Origin of the sequence: Pseudarthrobacter chlorophenolicus (genome assembly GCF_000962805.1) — a bacterium.
Lineage (GTDB): Bacteria > Actinomycetota > Actinomycetes > Actinomycetales > Micrococcaceae > Arthrobacter > Arthrobacter chlorophenolicus_A.
This window is the reverse complement of sequence record NZ_JZTW01000010.1, coordinates 88256-104242: the sequence shown is the minus strand read 5'-3', so window position 1 is coordinate 104242 and position 15987 is coordinate 88256. Positions and strand designations below refer to the sequence as shown.

16 protein-coding genes are annotated in these 15987 nt (G+C 64.0%); 9 read left to right on the top strand and 7 right to left on the bottom strand.

Translation table 11 applies throughout. From position 1 onward, the window contains the following. Positions 1–53 precede the first annotated feature (53 nt). Positions 54–806: a DNA repair protein RecO gene (gene recO, locus UC32_RS11820; RefSeq protein WP_045731407.1), complete on the top strand. Its 753-nt coding sequence runs from the start codon at positions 54–56 to the stop codon at positions 804–806. Positions 807–808: 2 nt separating this feature from the next. Beyond that, complete coding sequence (locus UC32_RS11815) at positions 809–1636, top strand: isoprenyl transferase (RefSeq protein ID WP_045731406.1); 828 nt, start codon at positions 809–811, stop codon at positions 1634–1636. 42 nt (positions 1637–1678) lie between these two features. On the opposite strand, the gene UC32_RS11810 is transcribed toward UC32_RS11815, so the two are convergent. Continuing rightward, positions 1679–2704, bottom strand: a complete 1026-nt coding sequence (locus UC32_RS11810) for an alpha/beta hydrolase (protein WP_045731405.1) — start codon at positions 2702–2704, stop codon at positions 1679–1681. Next, positions 2701–3699, bottom strand: coding sequence for an alpha/beta hydrolase (locus UC32_RS11805; RefSeq protein ID WP_045731404.1), 999 nt, complete (start codon positions 3697–3699; stop codon positions 2701–2703). The genes UC32_RS11810 and UC32_RS11805 overlap by 4 nt, the downstream gene beginning before the upstream one ends. A gap of 105 nt (positions 3700–3804) precedes the next feature. Between UC32_RS11805 and UC32_RS11800 the strand changes: the two genes are divergently transcribed. Further along, positions 3805–4875, top strand: coding sequence for a quinone-dependent dihydroorotate dehydrogenase (locus tag UC32_RS11800; RefSeq protein WP_045731403.1), 1071 nt, complete (start codon positions 3805–3807; stop codon positions 4873–4875). A gap of 80 nt (positions 4876–4955) precedes the next feature. On the opposite strand, the gene UC32_RS11795 is transcribed toward UC32_RS11800, so the two are convergent. Then, the gene (locus tag UC32_RS11795; protein WP_015937150.1) at positions 4956–5558 is read right to left on the bottom strand and encodes a DUF3043 domain-containing protein; all 603 of its coding nucleotides are present in this window, start codon (positions 5556–5558) and stop codon (positions 4956–4958) included. A gap of 89 nt (positions 5559–5647) precedes the next feature. Between UC32_RS11795 and UC32_RS11790 the strand changes: the two genes are divergently transcribed. The 5 genes from UC32_RS11790 to UC32_RS11770 all read left to right on the top strand — a co-directional run bounded on the left by UC32_RS11790 (position 5648) and on the right by UC32_RS11770 (position 10877). Then, positions 5648–7102, top strand: coding sequence for a dipeptidase (locus UC32_RS11790; RefSeq protein ID WP_045731402.1), 1455 nt, complete (start codon positions 5648–5650; stop codon positions 7100–7102). A 192-nt stretch (positions 7103–7294) separates the two neighbouring features. After that, complete coding sequence (locus UC32_RS11785; protein ID WP_015937148.1) at positions 7295–7681, top strand: HesB/IscA family protein; 387 nt, start codon at positions 7295–7297, stop codon at positions 7679–7681. Between the two features lie 187 nt (positions 7682–7868). Next, on the top strand, positions 7869–8741 hold the full coding sequence (ctaC, locus tag UC32_RS11780; RefSeq protein ID WP_015937147.1) for an aa3-type cytochrome oxidase subunit II: 873 nt from the start codon (positions 7869–7871) through the stop codon (positions 8739–8741). Between the two features lie 10 nt (positions 8742–8751). Further along, a complete protein-coding gene (ctaD, locus tag UC32_RS11775) occupies positions 8752–10479 on the top strand; it encodes an aa3-type cytochrome oxidase subunit I (RefSeq protein WP_045731401.1) in 1728 nt (575 codons plus the stop codon). Further along, the gene (locus UC32_RS11770) at positions 10476–10877 is read left to right on the top strand and encodes a cytochrome c oxidase subunit 4 (protein ID WP_045731400.1); all 402 of its coding nucleotides are present in this window, start codon (positions 10476–10478) and stop codon (positions 10875–10877) included. The genes ctaD and UC32_RS11770 overlap by 4 nt, the downstream gene beginning before the upstream one ends. Before the next feature lie 80 nt (positions 10878–10957). Here the strand turns inward: UC32_RS11770 and UC32_RS11765 are convergent, their stop codons facing one another. Further along, positions 10958–11269, bottom strand: a complete 312-nt coding sequence (locus UC32_RS11765; RefSeq protein WP_045731399.1) for an HPr family phosphocarrier protein — start codon at positions 11267–11269, stop codon at positions 10958–10960. A gap of 168 nt (positions 11270–11437) precedes the next feature. On the opposite strand from UC32_RS11765, the gene UC32_RS11760 reads away from it, so the two are divergent. Next, positions 11438–12208, top strand: coding sequence for a GntR family transcriptional regulator (locus UC32_RS11760; RefSeq protein WP_045731398.1), 771 nt, complete (start codon positions 11438–11440; stop codon positions 12206–12208). A 124-nt stretch (positions 12209–12332) separates the two neighbouring features. Here UC32_RS11760 and qcrB read toward each other — a convergent pair whose 3' ends face one another. The 3 genes from qcrB to qcrC form a co-directional block, all read right to left on the bottom strand. After that, complete coding sequence (qcrB, locus tag UC32_RS11755; RefSeq protein ID WP_045731397.1) at positions 12333–14003, bottom strand: cytochrome bc1 complex cytochrome b subunit; 1671 nt, start codon at positions 14001–14003, stop codon at positions 12333–12335. Beyond that, on the bottom strand, positions 13981–15051 hold the full coding sequence (gene qcrA / locus UC32_RS11750) for a cytochrome bc1 complex Rieske iron-sulfur subunit (protein ID WP_045731396.1): 1071 nt from the start codon (positions 15049–15051) through the stop codon (positions 13981–13983). The genes qcrB and qcrA overlap by 23 nt, the downstream gene beginning before the upstream one ends. Before the next feature lie 97 nt (positions 15052–15148). Further along, positions 15149–15937 carry a cytochrome bc1 complex diheme cytochrome c subunit gene (gene qcrC / locus UC32_RS11745; protein ID WP_015937140.1) on the bottom strand — a complete coding sequence of 263 codons (789 nt, stop codon included), beginning with the start codon at positions 15935–15937 and terminating at the stop codon, positions 15149–15151. Positions 15938–15987 lie beyond the last annotated feature (50 nt).

Here is a 15987-nt window from a genome sequence, read left to right as displayed (position 1 = left end):
TCCGCGCGGCGGCGCAGGGACCGCGGTGCTCCGCGGGGATGGGAAGATAGAGCGTGGCTCAACAATCCTTCGCCTCCCGGGCTTACCGCGACGACGCCGTGGTTCTGCGTACCCACAAGCTGGGCGAAGCCGACAGGATCATCACGCTCCTCACGAAGCGACACGGGCAGGTTCGGGCAGTCGCCAAAGGAGTACGCCGCACCAGCAGCCGTTTTGGAGCGCGGCTCGAGCCGTTCATGGTTGTTGACCTCCAGCTGATCTCAGGCCGGAGCCTGGACATCGTCACCCAGGCTGTGGCCAAGGGTGCCTACGGCGGCAGCATCGCCGCCGACTACGGCCGCTACACCGTCGCCGCTGCCATGACCGAAACAGCCGAGAAGCTCACCGACGTGGACGGTGAGGCGGCCACCGCCCAATACAACCTCCTCGTGGGGGCACTGGCTGCCCTGAGCCGGGACGAGCATGCCGCCGGCCTGATCCTCGACTCCTACCTCCTGCGGGCACTGGCCACCGGAGGCTGGGCGCCCAGCTTCACCGATTGCGCCCGGTGCGGAATGCCTGGCCCGCACACAGCATTCGCTACGGCCTTGGGCGGCATGGTGTGCCCGGACTGCAGGCCTCCGGGCTCGCCCGCTCCGGCTGCCGAAACTGTCCTTCTTCTGGCGGCCCTGCTCACCGGAGACTGGCCAACGGCTGACGCGTCCTTGCCGCTGCACCGCAAGGAAGCCGCCGGCCTCGTGGCCGCATACCTGCAATGGCACCTCGAACGGGTGCTGAAATCCCTCAAACATGTGGAGCGTAGCTGACAGTGGCCCTGGGAAAAAAGACGAACCCCGCGCGCCGGCGCACCGAACCGGTGGTGGCACCGTACCCGCACCCCTCGGGGGCAGTTCCGCCGTCCATCCCGGCTGAATTCATTCCCCGCCACGTGGCCATAGTCATGGACGGCAACGGCCGCTGGGCGAACCAGCGGGGACTTCCCCGGATTGAAGGACACAAGGCGGGCGAACCCGCACTGCTCGATGTCATGGCCGGAGCCATCCAACTCGGCATCGAATACGTCAGCGTCTACGCGTTCTCCACGGAAAACTGGCGCAGGTCCCCGGAAGAGGTCCGCTTCCTCATGGGATTTAACAAGGACGTGCTACGTCGTCAGCGGAACCAGCTGGACGAATGGGGCGTCCGGGTGCGCTGGTCCGGCCGGCGGCCCAAGCTCTGGGGCTCGGTAATCCGGGAGCTGGAGGAAGCGGAGGCCTACACCGCTGGGAACAGCACCTGCACATTGACCATGTGTGTTAATTACGGTGGACGGGCGGAAATCACCGATGCTGTATCTGCCATAGCTGCAGAGGTCGCTGCAGGAAGGCTGAAGCCCGGTGCCATCACGGAGCGCACCATCCAGAAGTACCTCGATGAACCGGACCTTCCTGACGTGGACCTTTTCCTTCGCAGCTCAGGGGAACAACGGTTGTCCAACTTCCTGCTCTGGCAATCGGCGTATGCCGAGTTTGTGTTCATGGACACGCTGTGGCCGGACGTGGACAGGCGGACGCTGTGGGCCGCGGTAGAGGAATACGCGCAGCGTGACCGGCGCTACGGCGGCGCAGTGGACGCGGCGGCGCAGCCCGGCGCCTAAGCCGCCAACACGGGGGCTGCGCGGCACTGGCTGGGACAGGGCCTAAACAGGGACGGCCATCAGCCAGGCAGCCAGGTCCCGGTAGGCTTCCGCTCTGACGCCCGGACGGGACAGGAAGATGTCGTGGAGGGCGCCGGGGTAGCGGAAGACGCTGACCCTCCGTCCGAGCCGCAGGGAGCGTCCCGCCGTCTCCTCCACATTGATCACAGCGTCAGCTTCCATCAGGTCCGCAGACCACTCGATCTGGATGCGCGTGTGTTCCGAGAGCATCACCAGCACCGGGGCCTGGATGTGCAGCCGGCGTTCCACCGCTGCGTGGCCGGCCAGTACCGCTTTTGCCCAGCCTGCGCGGATGGGGAACGAGGCCCTCGGCCGCCACACCGGATCAAGGTGCCACTCGCCATGGGACTCGGAACTCACGCTTTGCCAGTAACCGGGCATTTCCGGAAGCCAGAGTGGCCGCCGCGGGTCTGCCCTGGAAAGCGGGTCGACCAGGTGCATGGCGATGGTTCGGATAATGCTGCTGCCCTGGAGTTCCAACCAGGGAGAGTTAAGGACCAGCGTCCTGACCAGTCCGGGATTCCGGTCCGCCCAGAGGGCTGCCACCAGTCCGCCCAACGAGTGGGCCAGAAGGTGCACCGCGGGTGCGGCTTCTGCGCGGTGGGTTTGCGCCACGTCGTCCTGGATTGCCCGGATCGCGGCGGAGAGGTCCTCGTCGTAGACGTCCAGGTTGTCCGTGTAGCCCGGGGTCTGCCAAGGCCTGAGGCTGCGGCCGAACTTCCGCAGGTCTATTGCATAGAACGCAAAGCCGCTCCCGGCAAGGTACTCGGCAAGCTCCGTCTGCAGGAAGTAGTCAGCCCAGCCGTGGACGTAGAGGACCGCTTGCGGTGGTTCACCGGCATCACGCATACCCGGCGATACTGGCAGGACGCAGCGGACCAGCGTTGCCTCCACGGCACCTTCGTCATCCGGGGCCAGCGGCAACGCACGCTTTTCGAACCCATGCCCCAGGATGTCAGGCAGCCAGCGGTCCGCGGCGTTGCTGCTGCCGGGAGCTGTCCCTGTCATGCTGGGGGCCCCTCGGGTTTGGGTGGTTCGCCTGCGCCATAGGCGTTCAGCCATCGGGCCAGGCGCGCGTATGCGTCGGTACGGACATCCGCGGGGGAGAGGAAGACGTCATGGAGGGCTCCTTCGATCCGCTCCACCGTGACGCTCCGGCCCAAAGCCAGGGCCCTGGCACCGATGATGTTCACATCGAGCACCGCGTCCCTGCGGCGCATGTCCTCGGACCACAGAAGGCCCGTAGCACTCCCGGAAGACAAGAGCACAAGGACCGGCACTGGAATATCCAGGCCACGGGCAACCTGGGCGTGGCCGGCCAAGACCGCGCTTATCCAGCCTGCCCGAACGGGGAATGCCATCGGGGGCCGGTACCGGTCGTCGAGGGTCCATTCTCCCTCGGCCGCGCTGCTGATGGTCCGCCAATAGAATCCCCGTTCGGGCAGCCGCAGGACGGCCTCGGGCCTGAGCCTCGCCATGGGCGCCATGAGGCCTGACGCGGCGCGGCGGACCAGCGAGCTGCCGTGCATTTCCAGCCAGGGGCTGTTGAGCACCAGCCGCGCCACGAAACCCGGATTCCGTGCCGCCCACAGCGCCGCTACGAGCCCCCCGGTCGAATGTCCCATGAGGGTAATGGGCTGGGGCGGGTCCCCGGCCCCAATAAGGACGCAGGCCGCCTCAATCTCGGCGTCGTAGTCGGCCAGATTCGCCACATATCCACCCGGAGCATCCGGGCGCAGGCTCCTGCCGTGGTTGTGCATGTCCAGGGCGTAGAAGTCGTAGCCTGCCGCGTTCCAGAACCGGGCCAGGTCCACGTTAAAGAAGTAGTCACTCCAGCCGTGCAGGAAGAGGACCGCAGGCCGCTGTCGCCGCGGCGCGGCACCGCCGTCAGGCTCCGGCCTGAACCGCACCAGGGTGGCAGTCCGTTCCACGCCGTCAGCCCCCATGGCCCTGAACGCGAGCGACTGAAACTCCACGCCCAGGATGTCCTCTTCCCATGCCATGGACCCATGCTAATCCGGCAACCGGAGGGACCCGATCCGCCAATCGACGCCGGTTTGGCACGTCTCCGTTTTGGTCAAAGTGCCGCGAGGCGGAAAACTGGTTGCATGCGCGTTTACCCCACATTCTTCAAGCTGGCTTTTTCCTGGATGGACGCCGAGCGCGCCCATACCCTCGGATTTAAGGGAATCCGGCTGGCGCACGCAACAGGGGCGGGGAGGGTGCTCCGCAAGCTGACCGCGCCGGCGCCATCCCTGCAGACCACCGCGTTCGGCATTACTTTCCCCTCACCCTTCGGGCTGGCAGCGGGGTTTGACAAAGAGGGGCATGGCATCGAGGCCCTCACCGAGCTTGGCTTCGGCCACGTTGAAGTGGGCACCATCACCGGCCAGGCGCAGCCGGGCAACGAGCAGCCGCGGCTGTTCCGCCTGATCCAGGACCGCGCGGTCATCAACAGGATGGGTTTCAACAACGACGGCGCCGCAGCCGTGGCTCCCCGCCTCAAGTCGGCCCGGGCTGCCCTGCAGCGGACGTACCCCGCGGTGCGGCCGGTGATCGGTGTCAACATTGGCAAGACCAAAGTTGTTGAACTTGCCGATGCTGTGGATGACTACCGCATCAGCGCACGCACCCTTGCACCTGCCGCCGACTACCTTGTGGTCAATGTCAGTTCCCCCAACACGCCGGGACTGCGGCTGCTGCAGGACGTTGAAACGCTGCGTCCCCTTCTTACTGCGGTGGGCGAGGAAGCCGACCGTGCAGCGGGCAGGCACGTGCCGCTGCTGGTGAAGATCGCTCCCGACCTCAGCGACGAAGATATCGACGACGTTGCCCGGCTGGCCCTGGACCTGAAGCTGGACGGCATTATCGCCACCAACACCACCATCGCCAGGACGGGTCTGGCTTCCCCTGCCGAAACAGTCGAACAGTGCGGTGCGGGCGGGCTTTCCGGCGCGCCGCTGAAGCAGCGTTCGCTGGAGGTGCTCCGCAGGCTCAAGCAGGCAACCGGGGACGCTTTGACCCTCATCGCCGTCGGTGGCGTGGAAACGGCCCAGGACGTGCAGGACCGGCTCGACGCCGGGGCAACCCTGGTCCAGGGATACACGGCGTTCCTGTACGAAGGCCCCTTTTGGGCGGCCCGGATCAACCGGCAGCTGGCCCGCAGCCGGCGCTCCTGAGGGGCACCAGGTCCTGACCCGTTAAACAACAGTCCCCGGCAGCTCAGCTGCCGGGGACTGCCGTTTAGTGAACCTCTGACTCAGGAAGGGAACTGGCCGCGGCTGACCTGGGGCTTGGGCAGCCGCAGCTTGCGGAACTGGAGGGAGCGCATGGAGCCGTACCAAACGGTGCCGCGCTCAACCTCGCCGAACTTCTCCGCCAGCCGCTTGCGCAGTTTGCGGGACAGCAGGAACACGTCCACGAACACGGCCAGGAACATGACCCAGAAACCGCCCAGGACGTAAATCATGTAATCGCTGGATGCAGGCACCACCAGGGACACCAGAACGAAAACAAGTGCGCCGAACATGAGGAACTCGCCCAGGCTGAAGCGGGCGTCCACGAAGTCGCGGGCAAACCGCTTCTGCGGCCCCTTGTCCCGCAGGGGCAGGAACTTTTCGTCCCCAGTGTCAAGGGCCTGGCGCATTTTCTGCCGCTGGTCCTGGATTACCTGGCGCTCGGCGGCCTTGGAGGCCTTACGGTCCTCCGGCACCAGCGGACGCTTGCGGGCGGCTTCCTGGGCCCTCCGTGTTGGAGTGGGGGCACCCTTGCCGACGACACCCGCCTGGCGCGCCGCTGCTTCTGCAGCCTGCTGGTCTACTGTCTCCTGCGCCGAGGGCGCTTCTTTTTTACGTCCGAACACCTGAACAGAATACCTTGCGGGAGGTCCCGGGACTCCTTGGCTGCGGCTGTTGCCGAAGCAACAGATGTGACGGGAGTAATGTTTTGGCCATGACTCCCTCGCCAATGGCAACCCCGAACGATCCGCACGGCCCCTCATCCCCGGGCCCTGAGACAACCGGCCAGACGGACCAACTCCGGGCCGCCGTCGACCGTTCCTTCGACCAAACCCTGCGCCGCCTCAAGGACCTTGTGGCAATTCCCGGGATTGCTTGGCCCAGCTTTGACCGGGCACCGCTGGAACGCAGTGCCGAAGCGGTGGCGGAACTGCTTCGCGACGCCGGACTGGACGAAGTTCAGACCCTCACCTGCCCCAAGCCGGACGGCACTCCCGGCGGTCCCGCCGTCGTCGCCCGCCGCCCCGCGGCGCCCGGCAAGCCGACCATCCTGCTGTACGCCCACCATGATGTCCAGCCTCCCGGCGACGAGGCCCTGTGGGAAACACAACCGTTCACCGCAGTGGAAAAGGACGGCCGGCTTTATGGCAGGGGCGCCGCTGACGACAAGGCTGGCATCATGGCCCACATTGCCGCCTACGCCGCCGTCTCGGAGGTGGTCGGCGACCTGGGACTGGGCGTGACGTTCTTCTTTGAAGGCGAAGAGGAAGCCGGATCGCCCACGTTCAGGCCTTTCCTGGAGGCCAACCGTGAACTGCTGCGGGCCGACGTGATTGTCGTTGCCGATTCCAGCAACTGGAAAGTGGGTGTCCCTGCCCTGACCACCAGCCTGCGTGGCCTCGTCGACGGCACCATTGAAGTGCAGGTCCTCGACCACGCCGTCCACTCCGGTATGTACGGCGGCCCGGTTTTGGATGCCCCAACGCTTCTTTCGCGGCTGATCGCCACACTCCATGACGACGACGGCAACGTTGCGATCGACGGCCTCGTCGCCACGGACAATGCTGCTGTGGACCTCCCGGAAGCCGACTACCGCACCGACGCTTCAGTGCTCGACGGCGTCCGGCTCGCCGGCACGGGCAGCATTGCCTCCCGCCTGTGGACCAAGCCTGCCCTGTCCATCATCGGCTTTGACGCCCCTTCCGTGGACGTCGCCTCGAATACGCTGCTGCCGCGTGCCCGTGCCAAGTTCAGCCTGCGCCTGGCGCCGGGCCAGGATCCCGCCGCGGCCATGGAGGCTGTGGGCCGCCATGTGGAGGCCAACGCACCGTTCGGCGCGAAGGTCATCTTCACGCCGGGGGAGAGCGGCAACCCGTTCCAGACTGACACCGCATCACCTGCGGCCCGCCTGGCAATGTGGGCTCTGGGTGAGGCCTGGGGCGTACCGGCGGTCGAGACCGGGATAGGCGGTTCCATACCCTTCATTGCAGACCTGCTGGAGCTGTACCCGGAGGCGCAGATCCTTGTCACGGGCGTTGAGGACCCTGACTCGAGGGCGCACAGTGCCAATGAGTCACTGCACCTCGGCGACTTCCGGCATGCAATCCTGGCTGAGGCGCTCATGCTTGCCGGGCTCAACAGCAGGGGCCTGGACGCGCAGCACGGTTGATTTCGCTGACAGGCGGGCAGGGCTCCTGCCGCCCAGCCGCCCAGGGAACAACCGGGGGCCTTTCATGGTTACGTCAGGAGTTAGAGCTACAAGGCTGTCCGACGTAGCATGTAGCTATAGCCCATACCCAATCCGTAGGGGCAGGCGCCGCAGAAGCGGAGCCGCCAGGACCCGTCCCAAGAAGGTAGGCCAATGAGCACCGCAACCAATGAGAACAGCACCGCAACCACCAGCGAATCCGGCGAACTGCCGGTCCACGAGGTCAACCTGACCGATGTCGCCGCAGGCAAGGTACGCAGCCTTCTCGAACAGGAAGGCCGCACGGACCTGCGCCTTCGGGTTGCCGTGCAGCCCGGCGGCTGCTCCGGCCTGATCTACCAGCTGTACTTCGACGAGCGGATTCTCGACGGCGATGCCGTACGCGATTACGACGGTGTCGAGGTAGTGGTGGACAAGATGAGCGTTCCGTACCTCAGCGGCGCCAGCATCGACTTCGAAGACACCATTTCCAAGCAGGGATTCACCATCGACAACCCCAATGCCGGTGGCTCCTGTGCCTGTGGAGATTCCTTCCACTAAGCCGGTCATTTTGCCGTATGCCTGCGCCGCGTCTCCTGCCAACCAAATTGGCTGGGAGGCGCGGCGCCGACATGTGGGCGAAACGTCCGGGGGAGCGGTAAGCTCTACACCGAGTAGTAAAACTTTTAGTGTGCCCGGGGCCGCCGATGGCTGCCCGGACAACAGCAACAAGTAGGAAGGGCCGTCTGTGAGTTCGCAGAACCGAACCGGCAGCCGACGCAAAACGATCACAACGATCACTGGCTTGGCAATTGCCGGCGCGTTGGTTTTGACCGGATGTTCGCCAGAGGTAGAGAAGGGGTGGCTGCCGACTGAACGCGGCACCACCAGCAACACCGACCGCATCATGGACCTCTGGGTCAACTCATGGATTGCCGCGCTGGTGGTGGGCACCATTACCTGGGGACTCATCATCTGGTGCCTGGTGGCGTACCGCCGCCGCAAGGGGACCGTCGGGTTCCCGCGGCAGACCAGTTTCAACCTTCCGCTTGAGGTCTTCTACCTGACCATCCCGATCTTCATGGTCCTGGTGTTCTTCTACTTCACCGACCGCGACCAGCAGGCCATTGATGACCGCTCCCAGCCGGCCGATGTTGTGGTTGACGTCCGCGGCAAGCAGTGGGCCTGGGACTTCAACTACAAGTCCGGCGACGTCATCCAGGAAGACCTCCACGAGGCCGGTGTCCAGGCGCACCTGACCGGCAACACCATCGACAAGGAACAGCTCCCCACGCTGTACTTGCCGGTAAACAAGTCGGTTGACCTCGAGCTCAACGCCCGCGACGTCATCCACTCCTTCTGGGTTCCCGCCTTCCTGCAGAAGCGCGACATGATCCCCGGAAAGACCAACTACATCAGGTTCACCCCCACTAAAGAGGGCACCTACGACGGCAAGTGTGCCGAACTCTGCGGCGAGTACCACTCCGAAATGCTGTTCCGCGTCAAGGTGGTGTCGGAATCTGAATTCCAGGCCCACATGGACGGGCTGAAGGCCGCCGGCAACACCGGGCTGCTGGGCGTGGAGTACGACCGCAACCCTAACCTGAACGAAATTAAGTAAGGGGAGCGACGTGGCTACGTACACTCAATCCGCACCCACGGGAGCCCTGCAGGCTCCGGTGGTACCCAAATCCAAGGGACGCATCGTCGTCAACTGGATTACCTCCACTGACCACAAGACCATCGGGTACATGTACCTGATCGCCTCGTTCGTCTTCTTCTGCCTCGGCGGCGTCATGGCGCTGCTCATCCGCGCTGAACTCTTCGAGCCCGGCATGCAGATCCTGCAGACGAAGGAACAGTACAACCAGCTGTTCACGATGCATGGCACCGTCATGCTGCTGATGTTCGCCACCCCGCTGTTCGCGGGCTTCGCCAACGTCATCATGCCGCTCCAGATCGGCGCACCCGACGTTGCCTTCCCGCGACTGAACGCGCTGGCCTTCTGGTTCTTCCTCTTCGGTTCCACCATTGCGGTCTCCGGCTTCATCACCCCGCAGGGTGCAGCCTCGTTCGGCTGGTTCGCCTACGCGCCGCTGTCGAACACCACCTTCAGCCCCGGCATCGGCGGTGACCTGTGGGTCTTCGGCCTGGCGCTCTCCGGCTTCGGCACCATCCTCGGTGCGGTCAACTTCATCACCACCATCATCTGCATGCGCGCTCCGGGCATGACCATGTGGCGCATGCCGATCTTCACCTGGAACACCCTCATCACGGCCATCCTGGTCCTGATGGCATTCCCGCCGCTGGCCGCCGCACTGTTCGCGCTGGGCGCCGACCGCCGGTTTGGTGCACACATCTTCGATCCCGAGAACGGCGGTGCCGTCCTGTGGCAGCACCTGTTCTGGTTCTTCGGCCACCCCGAGGTGTACATCATCGCGCTGCCGTTCTTCGGTATCGTCTCTGAGATCTTCCCGGTGTTCAGCCGCAAACCGATCTTCGGCTACAAGGGCCTCGTTTACGCCACGATCGCCATCGCTGCACTGTCCGTGACCGTGTGGGCGCACCACATGTATGTCACCGGCTCGGTGCTGCTGCCGTTCTTCGCGTTCATGACGATGCTCATTGCCGTTCCGACCGGTGTGAAGTTCTTCAACTGGATCGGCACCATGTGGCGCGGGTCCATCACGTTCGAAACGCCCATGCTCTGGAGCATCGGGTTCCTCGTCACGTTCCTCTTCGGTGGTCTCACCGGCATCATCCTGGCTTCGCCTCCGCTCGACTTCCACGTCTCTGACTCCTACTTCGTGGTGGCGCACTTCCACTACGTGGTCTTCGGAACCGTGGTGTTCGCCATGTTCGCCGGCTTCTACTTCTGGTGGCCCAAGTGGACCGGAAAGATGCTCAACGAGCGCCTCGGCAAGATCCACTTCTGGCTCCTCTTCCTGGGCTTCCACGGCACGTTCCTCATCCAGCACTGGCTGGGTGTTGAAGGCATGCCCCGCCGCTACGCCGACTACCTGGTGGAAGACAACTTCACCTGGATGAACCAGTTCTCAACCGTGGCGTCCTTCGTCCTCGGCGCCTCGCTGATTCCGTTCTTCTGGAACGTCTACATCACCTGGCGGAAGGCCGAAAAGGTCCAGGTCGATGACCCCTGGGGCTTCGGTGCCTCCCTCGAGTGGGCCACGTCCTGCCCGCCGCCGCGCCACAACTTCACCTCGCTGCCCCGGATCCGTTCGGAGCGCCCCGCCCTGGACCTGCACCACCCCGAACTGCGCCAGGTCCACACCGTCGAGTCGCCGGCACCCGCGGCGAACGTTCTCGGCAACGCCGACCAGAAGGACACCGCACAGTGAAAATCGAATCTTGGATCTTTGGATCAGGAGTCTTCTTCTTCATCCCTGTCTCCATCGTGTACGGGTTCCTGACGCACTGGAACGAGTGGGTCGGCATCCTGGGTGTCCTGCTCGTGGGCGGACTGGCCGGCATGATCGGCGCGTACCTTGGCTTCACCGCCAAGCGCGTGGGCATGCGCCCGGAGGACCGCAGCGACGCTGAGATCCACGAAGGTGCCGGCGAGCAGGGGCACTTCAGCCCCTGGAGCTGGTGGCCCCTGGTCCTCGGCCTTGCCTGCGCCACAGGGTTCCTCGGCCTGGCAGTTGGGTTCTGGATCGTCTTCATTGCCGCCGGCCTTGCGGTCGTGGCACTTGTCGGCTGGGTTTACGAATACAGCCGCGGGGATCACGCCCACTAGGCAGCACACTTAATAACGACGCCGGCCCCCACCATTTGGTGGGGGCCGGCGTCGTTGTGTTTGGCTTTGCTTGTGCAGGCCTAGTTCCGGGCAGCGGGCTGGAGGGCTCCCTGCGCCGCGAGGAGCTTCCCGAGGGATTGGAGGACGCCCGCAGCATTTTCTGCGCTCCCAGGCCCGTTCAGGGCTGTGTCGTGGACGGAAAGCACCACTTCGCAGCCCTGCTGGAAGTCGGCAGCCATCACCTGAAGCAGCGACCGCGCATCCACGCCCGGGCTGCCGCTCTTGGCAATGACAACGGGAAGGCCAGTGTCCATGACGGCCCGGACAAAGTCGGCCGCGGGCCGGGCATGAAGGCCGACAGAGGCCGTGACCACGGCCTTGTGTGATGGCAAAGGGGACTCCTTCGTCGTGACGGACCCGTCCGTCTGTCGCGTAAATCTTCCTGCCCAAATATATATCCGGCTGCCGGTCGTTGAAGTCACGGAGTGTTCGGCCGGGACGCAGCTGGTCTAGACCTGACCTAACATTAGGAGCGGTACCAAGCAGGAAAAGGCGGACTCATGGCGGCTGCAGCCAAGACCATCAAGGGCGACATCGACCGCACCAGCGGTGTTGCCATCTACATTCAGTTGAGGGAGATCCTGCGCGCCTACATCGCGGAGGCATGCCCACCAGGCTCGGCGCTGCCTTCGGAACGTGACCTGGCCGAACGGTTCGGCCTCGCCCGGATGACGGTCCGTCAAGCCATCGACGCCCTCGTAGGTGAGGAGGTCATCGAACGCGTTGTAGGCCTTGGTACGTTTGTCCGCCGGCCAAAGCTTGACCTCCAGGTCAAGCTGACCTCCTATAGCGAGGAGATGCAGCGCCGTGGCATGGTCCCGGCGGCAAAGGTCCTCAGCTTCGAGCAGATCGGCGCCAGTGCGTTCCTCGCCCGAGAACTGCAGCTGGACGAAGGCACTCCGCTGGTGCGTTTTCGCAGGCTTCTGCTGGCAGATGGGGAGCCTATGAGCGTGGATGAGAATTTCATCCCCGCCCACCGTGTACCGGGCCTGCTCGACGGCGAGCCCCCCACGTCCCTGTACAACGTCCTGAGCGAACAGTTCGGCCTCGTCATGGAGTGGGGTGAGGACATGATCGAGGCAACTGCTGCGTCACCGTCCACGGCGCGCCTGCTTAACGTGGAAGTGGGGTCACCTCTATTGAAGATCCAACGCCATGCGTTTGTTGCCCGGGCCATGGTGGACTACTCCGTCTCCTACTACCGGGCTGACCGCTACAAGCTGTGGGTGCCCCTGCAGCGCCCTGGGGTACGCCGGGCGCGGAACCTCTAAGCGGGCCGCAGCGGGTGATTGGTTCCCACCTGGTCCTGGTGTTCCGGTTTCATGGAGGCCAGATGAAAACAGTGCAGGGCCCGGTCCTATTGGACCGGGCCCTGCACTGTTTGATATCCGAGGCCTAGTGGGACAGGCTCTTGGCTTCCTCAGAGGATTCCACTGCCGCGTGGCCGTGGCCATGGGCTGCTTCAAGCTCTGCGGGTGTAGCCGGAGCTACGCGGTCCTCGAAGAACCACTTGGAGAGGAAGGCGCGGCGCTTCTCGTTGCCGGTAACCACTCCATGCTCGTTCGGCACTGCGGGGAGAACCTCAGGCGACTCGAACCCGACCAGCTTGTAACGCTTGTACTCGTCGAGCGGAGCGTGAACCTCAATGAACTCGCCGTGGGGCAGGCGAACGATGCGTCCGGTTTCCCGGCCGTGCAGTGCAATCTCGCGGTCCTTGCGCTGGAGCGCCAGGGCAACGCGCTTGGCAACAATGAAGCCGATGATCGGTCCGATGAAGAACAAGGCACGGAGCCAGTACGTGACGTCGTTGAGGGACACGTGGAAGTGCGTGGCGATGAGGTCAGAGCCGGCAGCCGCCCACATAACGCAGTACCAGATGAAACCTGCAACACCAATGCCCGTGCGGGTAGGAGCGTTGCGGGGACGGTCCAGGACATGGTGTTCACGGTTGTCCTTGGTGATCCAGCGTTCGATCCACGGGTAGGTGAACATGACCGTGAACAGGATGCCGGCAGGCACCAGGGCCGGAAGCAGCACGTTGAACGTGAAGACGAAGCCCAGCCAGGTCTGTTCCACGTGCCAGTCACCAAAGGTGCCGGGCATCAGGCGGAGCGCACCATCCACGAATCCGATGTACCAGTCAGGCTGGGTACCAGCTGAAACGGGAGACGGATCGTAGGGACCGTAGTTCCAGATCGGGTTGATGGTGAAGAACGCTGCCATCAGTGCCAGTACGCCGAAGACGATGAAGAAGAAGCCGCCGGCCTTGGCTGCGTACACGGGGCCGAGCGGGTAGCCGACAACGTTGTTGTCATTGCGGCCCGGGCCGGGGTACTGGGTGTGCTTGTGAACCACAACCATGAACAGGTGGAGCACGATCATCAGGAGGATCAGCGCCGGCACCAGCAGGATGTGCAGCATGTAGAGGCGGCTGATGATTGCCGTTCCCGGGAACTCTCCACCAAACAGGAAGAAGGAGATGTAAGTACCAACCACCGGAATGGACTTGATGACGCCGTCGATGATGCGCAGGCCGTTACCGGAGAGCAGATCGTCAGGGAGTGAGTAACCGGTGAAGCCGGCAGCCATGGCCAGGATGAGCAGGACGCAGCCGACAACCCAGTTCATTTCACGCGGACGGCGGAACGCGCCGGTGAAGAACACGCGAAGCATGTGTACGGCAATGGACGCCACGAACAGCAGGGCTGCCCAGTGGTGGACCTGGCGCATGAACAGGCCGCCACGGATGTCGAAGGAGATGTTCAGCGATGAGCTGTACGCCACTGACATTTCGACGCCCTTGAGGGGCACATACGATCCGTCATAGTGGGTCTCCGCCATGGACGGATCGAAGAAGAACGTCAGGAACGTGCCCGACAGCAGCAGGATCACGAACGAGTAGAGGGCGACCTCGCCGAACATGAAGGACCAGTGGTCGGGGAACACTTTGCGGCCGAACTCCCGGAGGATTCCGGACCCGCCAACTCGGGAATCGACGAAGTCGGTTACCCGGCCTGCCTTGGTTTTGGCGACGAAAGCGGGCTCAGCTGTTGATGCTGCGCTCATGCATATCACGCTCCCAGTAACTCGGTCCTACAGGTTCATGAAAGTCGCTGGTGGCGACGAGGTAGCCTTCGTCATCAACTGCGATGGGCAGCTGGGGGAGAGGGCGGCTGGCCGGTCCGAAGATCACCTTGCACTCTTGAGTGAGGTCAAAGGTGGACTGGTGGCACGGGCACAGCAGGTGGTGCGTCTGCTGCTCGTAAAGAGCAACGGGGCAGCCAACGTGGGTGCAGATCTTGGAGTAAGCAACGATGCCGTTGTAACCCCAGTCCTCGCGGCCTTCTGAGGGATGCAGCGAAGCCGGGTCCAGGCGCATGAGCAGCACAACGGCCTTGGCCTTCTCGTTGAGCTTGCCCTCGTGGAGTTCGTTCAGGCCCTCGGGAATGACGTGGAACGCCGAACCGATGGTGACATCTGCGGCCTTGATCGGCGTACCGTCAGGGTCGCGGGCGAGGCGCTTGAGCTTGCCGTCCTGCGGCGCCCACATGGTGTGCGCCAGCTTGTTGTCAGGCCGGGGACCCAGGTCGCCGAAAATTGCCACTGCGGGCAGGGGAGCGAGGGCCACGGCGCCGAGGAGCGTATTGCGGATGAGGGGACGGCGCTTGATGCCGGTCTCTTCCACAATGTCGTCAACGATGCGGACTGCAGCCTGGCGGTCCTCTTCGTAGCGGATGGCGTGACGCTCTTCCGATACTTCGTGGTCCGGCATCAGGGCCTTGGCCCAGTGGACAATGCCGGTACCGATACCGAGCATGGCGAATGCCGTGCCGACACCCAGGAGGGCATTCTGCAACCGGATGGTTGCGATGCTGGAATCTTCTCCCAGGTCGATGGCGAAGTACGCCACCAGGAAGATCAGGGTTCCAACGACAGAGATGGCAAATAGTAGGGCTACCTGCCGTTCTGCGCGCTTTGCGGCCTTCGGATCCGTGTCAGCCAGGCGCAAACGATGCGGGGGAATTCCAGGATCCTGGAACTTCTCCACCTCATTCTGACCAGCCGTAGCTACGGTGCCCGAGTGGTTCGGACTGCCGTCACTATGGTTGCCCATAATTCGCCTCATCCTTCTCTCGTCCCGGCGGCTGCCGGGTTAGTTTCTAATATCGACCTGCTGGCTTTGCAGCAGAAAGTTTGGTGCGGGGACCGCGTCAGGATGTGCGGGACGTCAGCCAGATGGTGAAGGCAATGATGACTCCCAGGCCGGCAACCCATACGAAGAGGCCTTCAGCAACCGGACCCAGCGAGCCGAGGTCGGCGCCACCCGGGGATCCGGTGCTCTCGATCTGCTTCAGGAACGTGATGATGTCCTTCTTGCCCTCGGGGGTGATGTTCGAGTCGCTGAAGACCGGCATGTTCTGCGGACCGGTCGCCATTGCCTCGTAGATGTGCTTGCCCGAAACATCGGCGAGGGCCGGTGCGAACTTGCCGCGGGTCAGGGCACCACCGGCAGCGGCGGCGTTGTGGCACATGGCGCAGTTGGTGCGGAACAGCTCACCGCCGGCAGCAGCGTCACCGCCGCCGTTCACCAGGTCTTCTTCAGGGATTGCCGGGCCGGCTCCCAGCGAAGCGACATAGGCTGAAAGCTGGTGGGTCTGCTCGTCGTTGAACTGGGCGGGCTTCTTAAGGGCCTGCGGTCCGTTCATCTGCATCGGCATGCGGCCGGTGCCCACCTGGAAGTCAACAGCAGCGGCGCCGACGCCCACCAGTGACGGGCCATCAGCGGTACCGCTGGCACCCATGCCGTGGCACGTGGCGCAGTTCGCCGCGAAGAGCTTGCCGCCTTCTTCAGTGTCGTTGGCACTGTAGGTAGTGGTGGAAGCCTTGGCCTCGTTGACGGTGGTGGCCACAGCGTACAGCCCACCCGTAAGGAGTAGCCCCATCAGGAGCAGCGCTATTGCTGCCAGTGGGTGACGCCGCTTTTGTGAGAGTGCCTTCACGTGGTGGTTCCTTTATTCGTTCCTGCGACGGCTTGTGGGGCCGCGACCTG

What these genes read in the sequence shown, in the direction of transcription:
- UC32_RS11810 (WP_045731405.1), bottom strand. Translation starts at nt 2,704, where the DNA reads ATGACAGGGACAGCTCCCGGCAGCAGCAACGCCGCGGACCGCTGGCTG.
- UC32_RS11805 (WP_045731404.1), bottom strand. Translation starts at nt 3,699, where the DNA reads ATGGCATGGGAAGAGGACATCCTGGGCGTGGAGTTTCAGTCGCTCGCG.
- UC32_RS11800 (WP_045731403.1), top strand. Translation starts at nt 3,805, where the DNA reads ATGCGCGTTTACCCCACATTCTTCAAGCTGGCTTTTTCCTGGATGGAC.
- UC32_RS11790 (WP_045731402.1), top strand. Translation starts at nt 5,648, where the DNA reads ATGACTCCCTCGCCAATGGCAACCCCGAACGATCCGCACGGCCCCTCA.
- UC32_RS11785 (WP_015937148.1), top strand. Translation starts at nt 7,295, where the DNA reads ATGAGCACCGCAACCAATGAGAACAGCACCGCAACCACCAGCGAATCC.
- UC32_RS11760 (WP_045731398.1), top strand. Translation starts at nt 11,438, where the DNA reads ATGGCGGCTGCAGCCAAGACCATCAAGGGCGACATCGACCGCACCAGC.
- qcrB (WP_045731397.1), bottom strand. Translation starts at nt 14,003, where the DNA reads ATGAGCGCAGCATCAACAGCTGAGCCCGCTTTCGTCGCCAAAACCAAG.
- qcrA (WP_045731396.1), bottom strand. Translation starts at nt 15,051, where the DNA reads ATGGGCAACCATAGTGACGGCAGTCCGAACCACTCGGGCACCGTAGCT.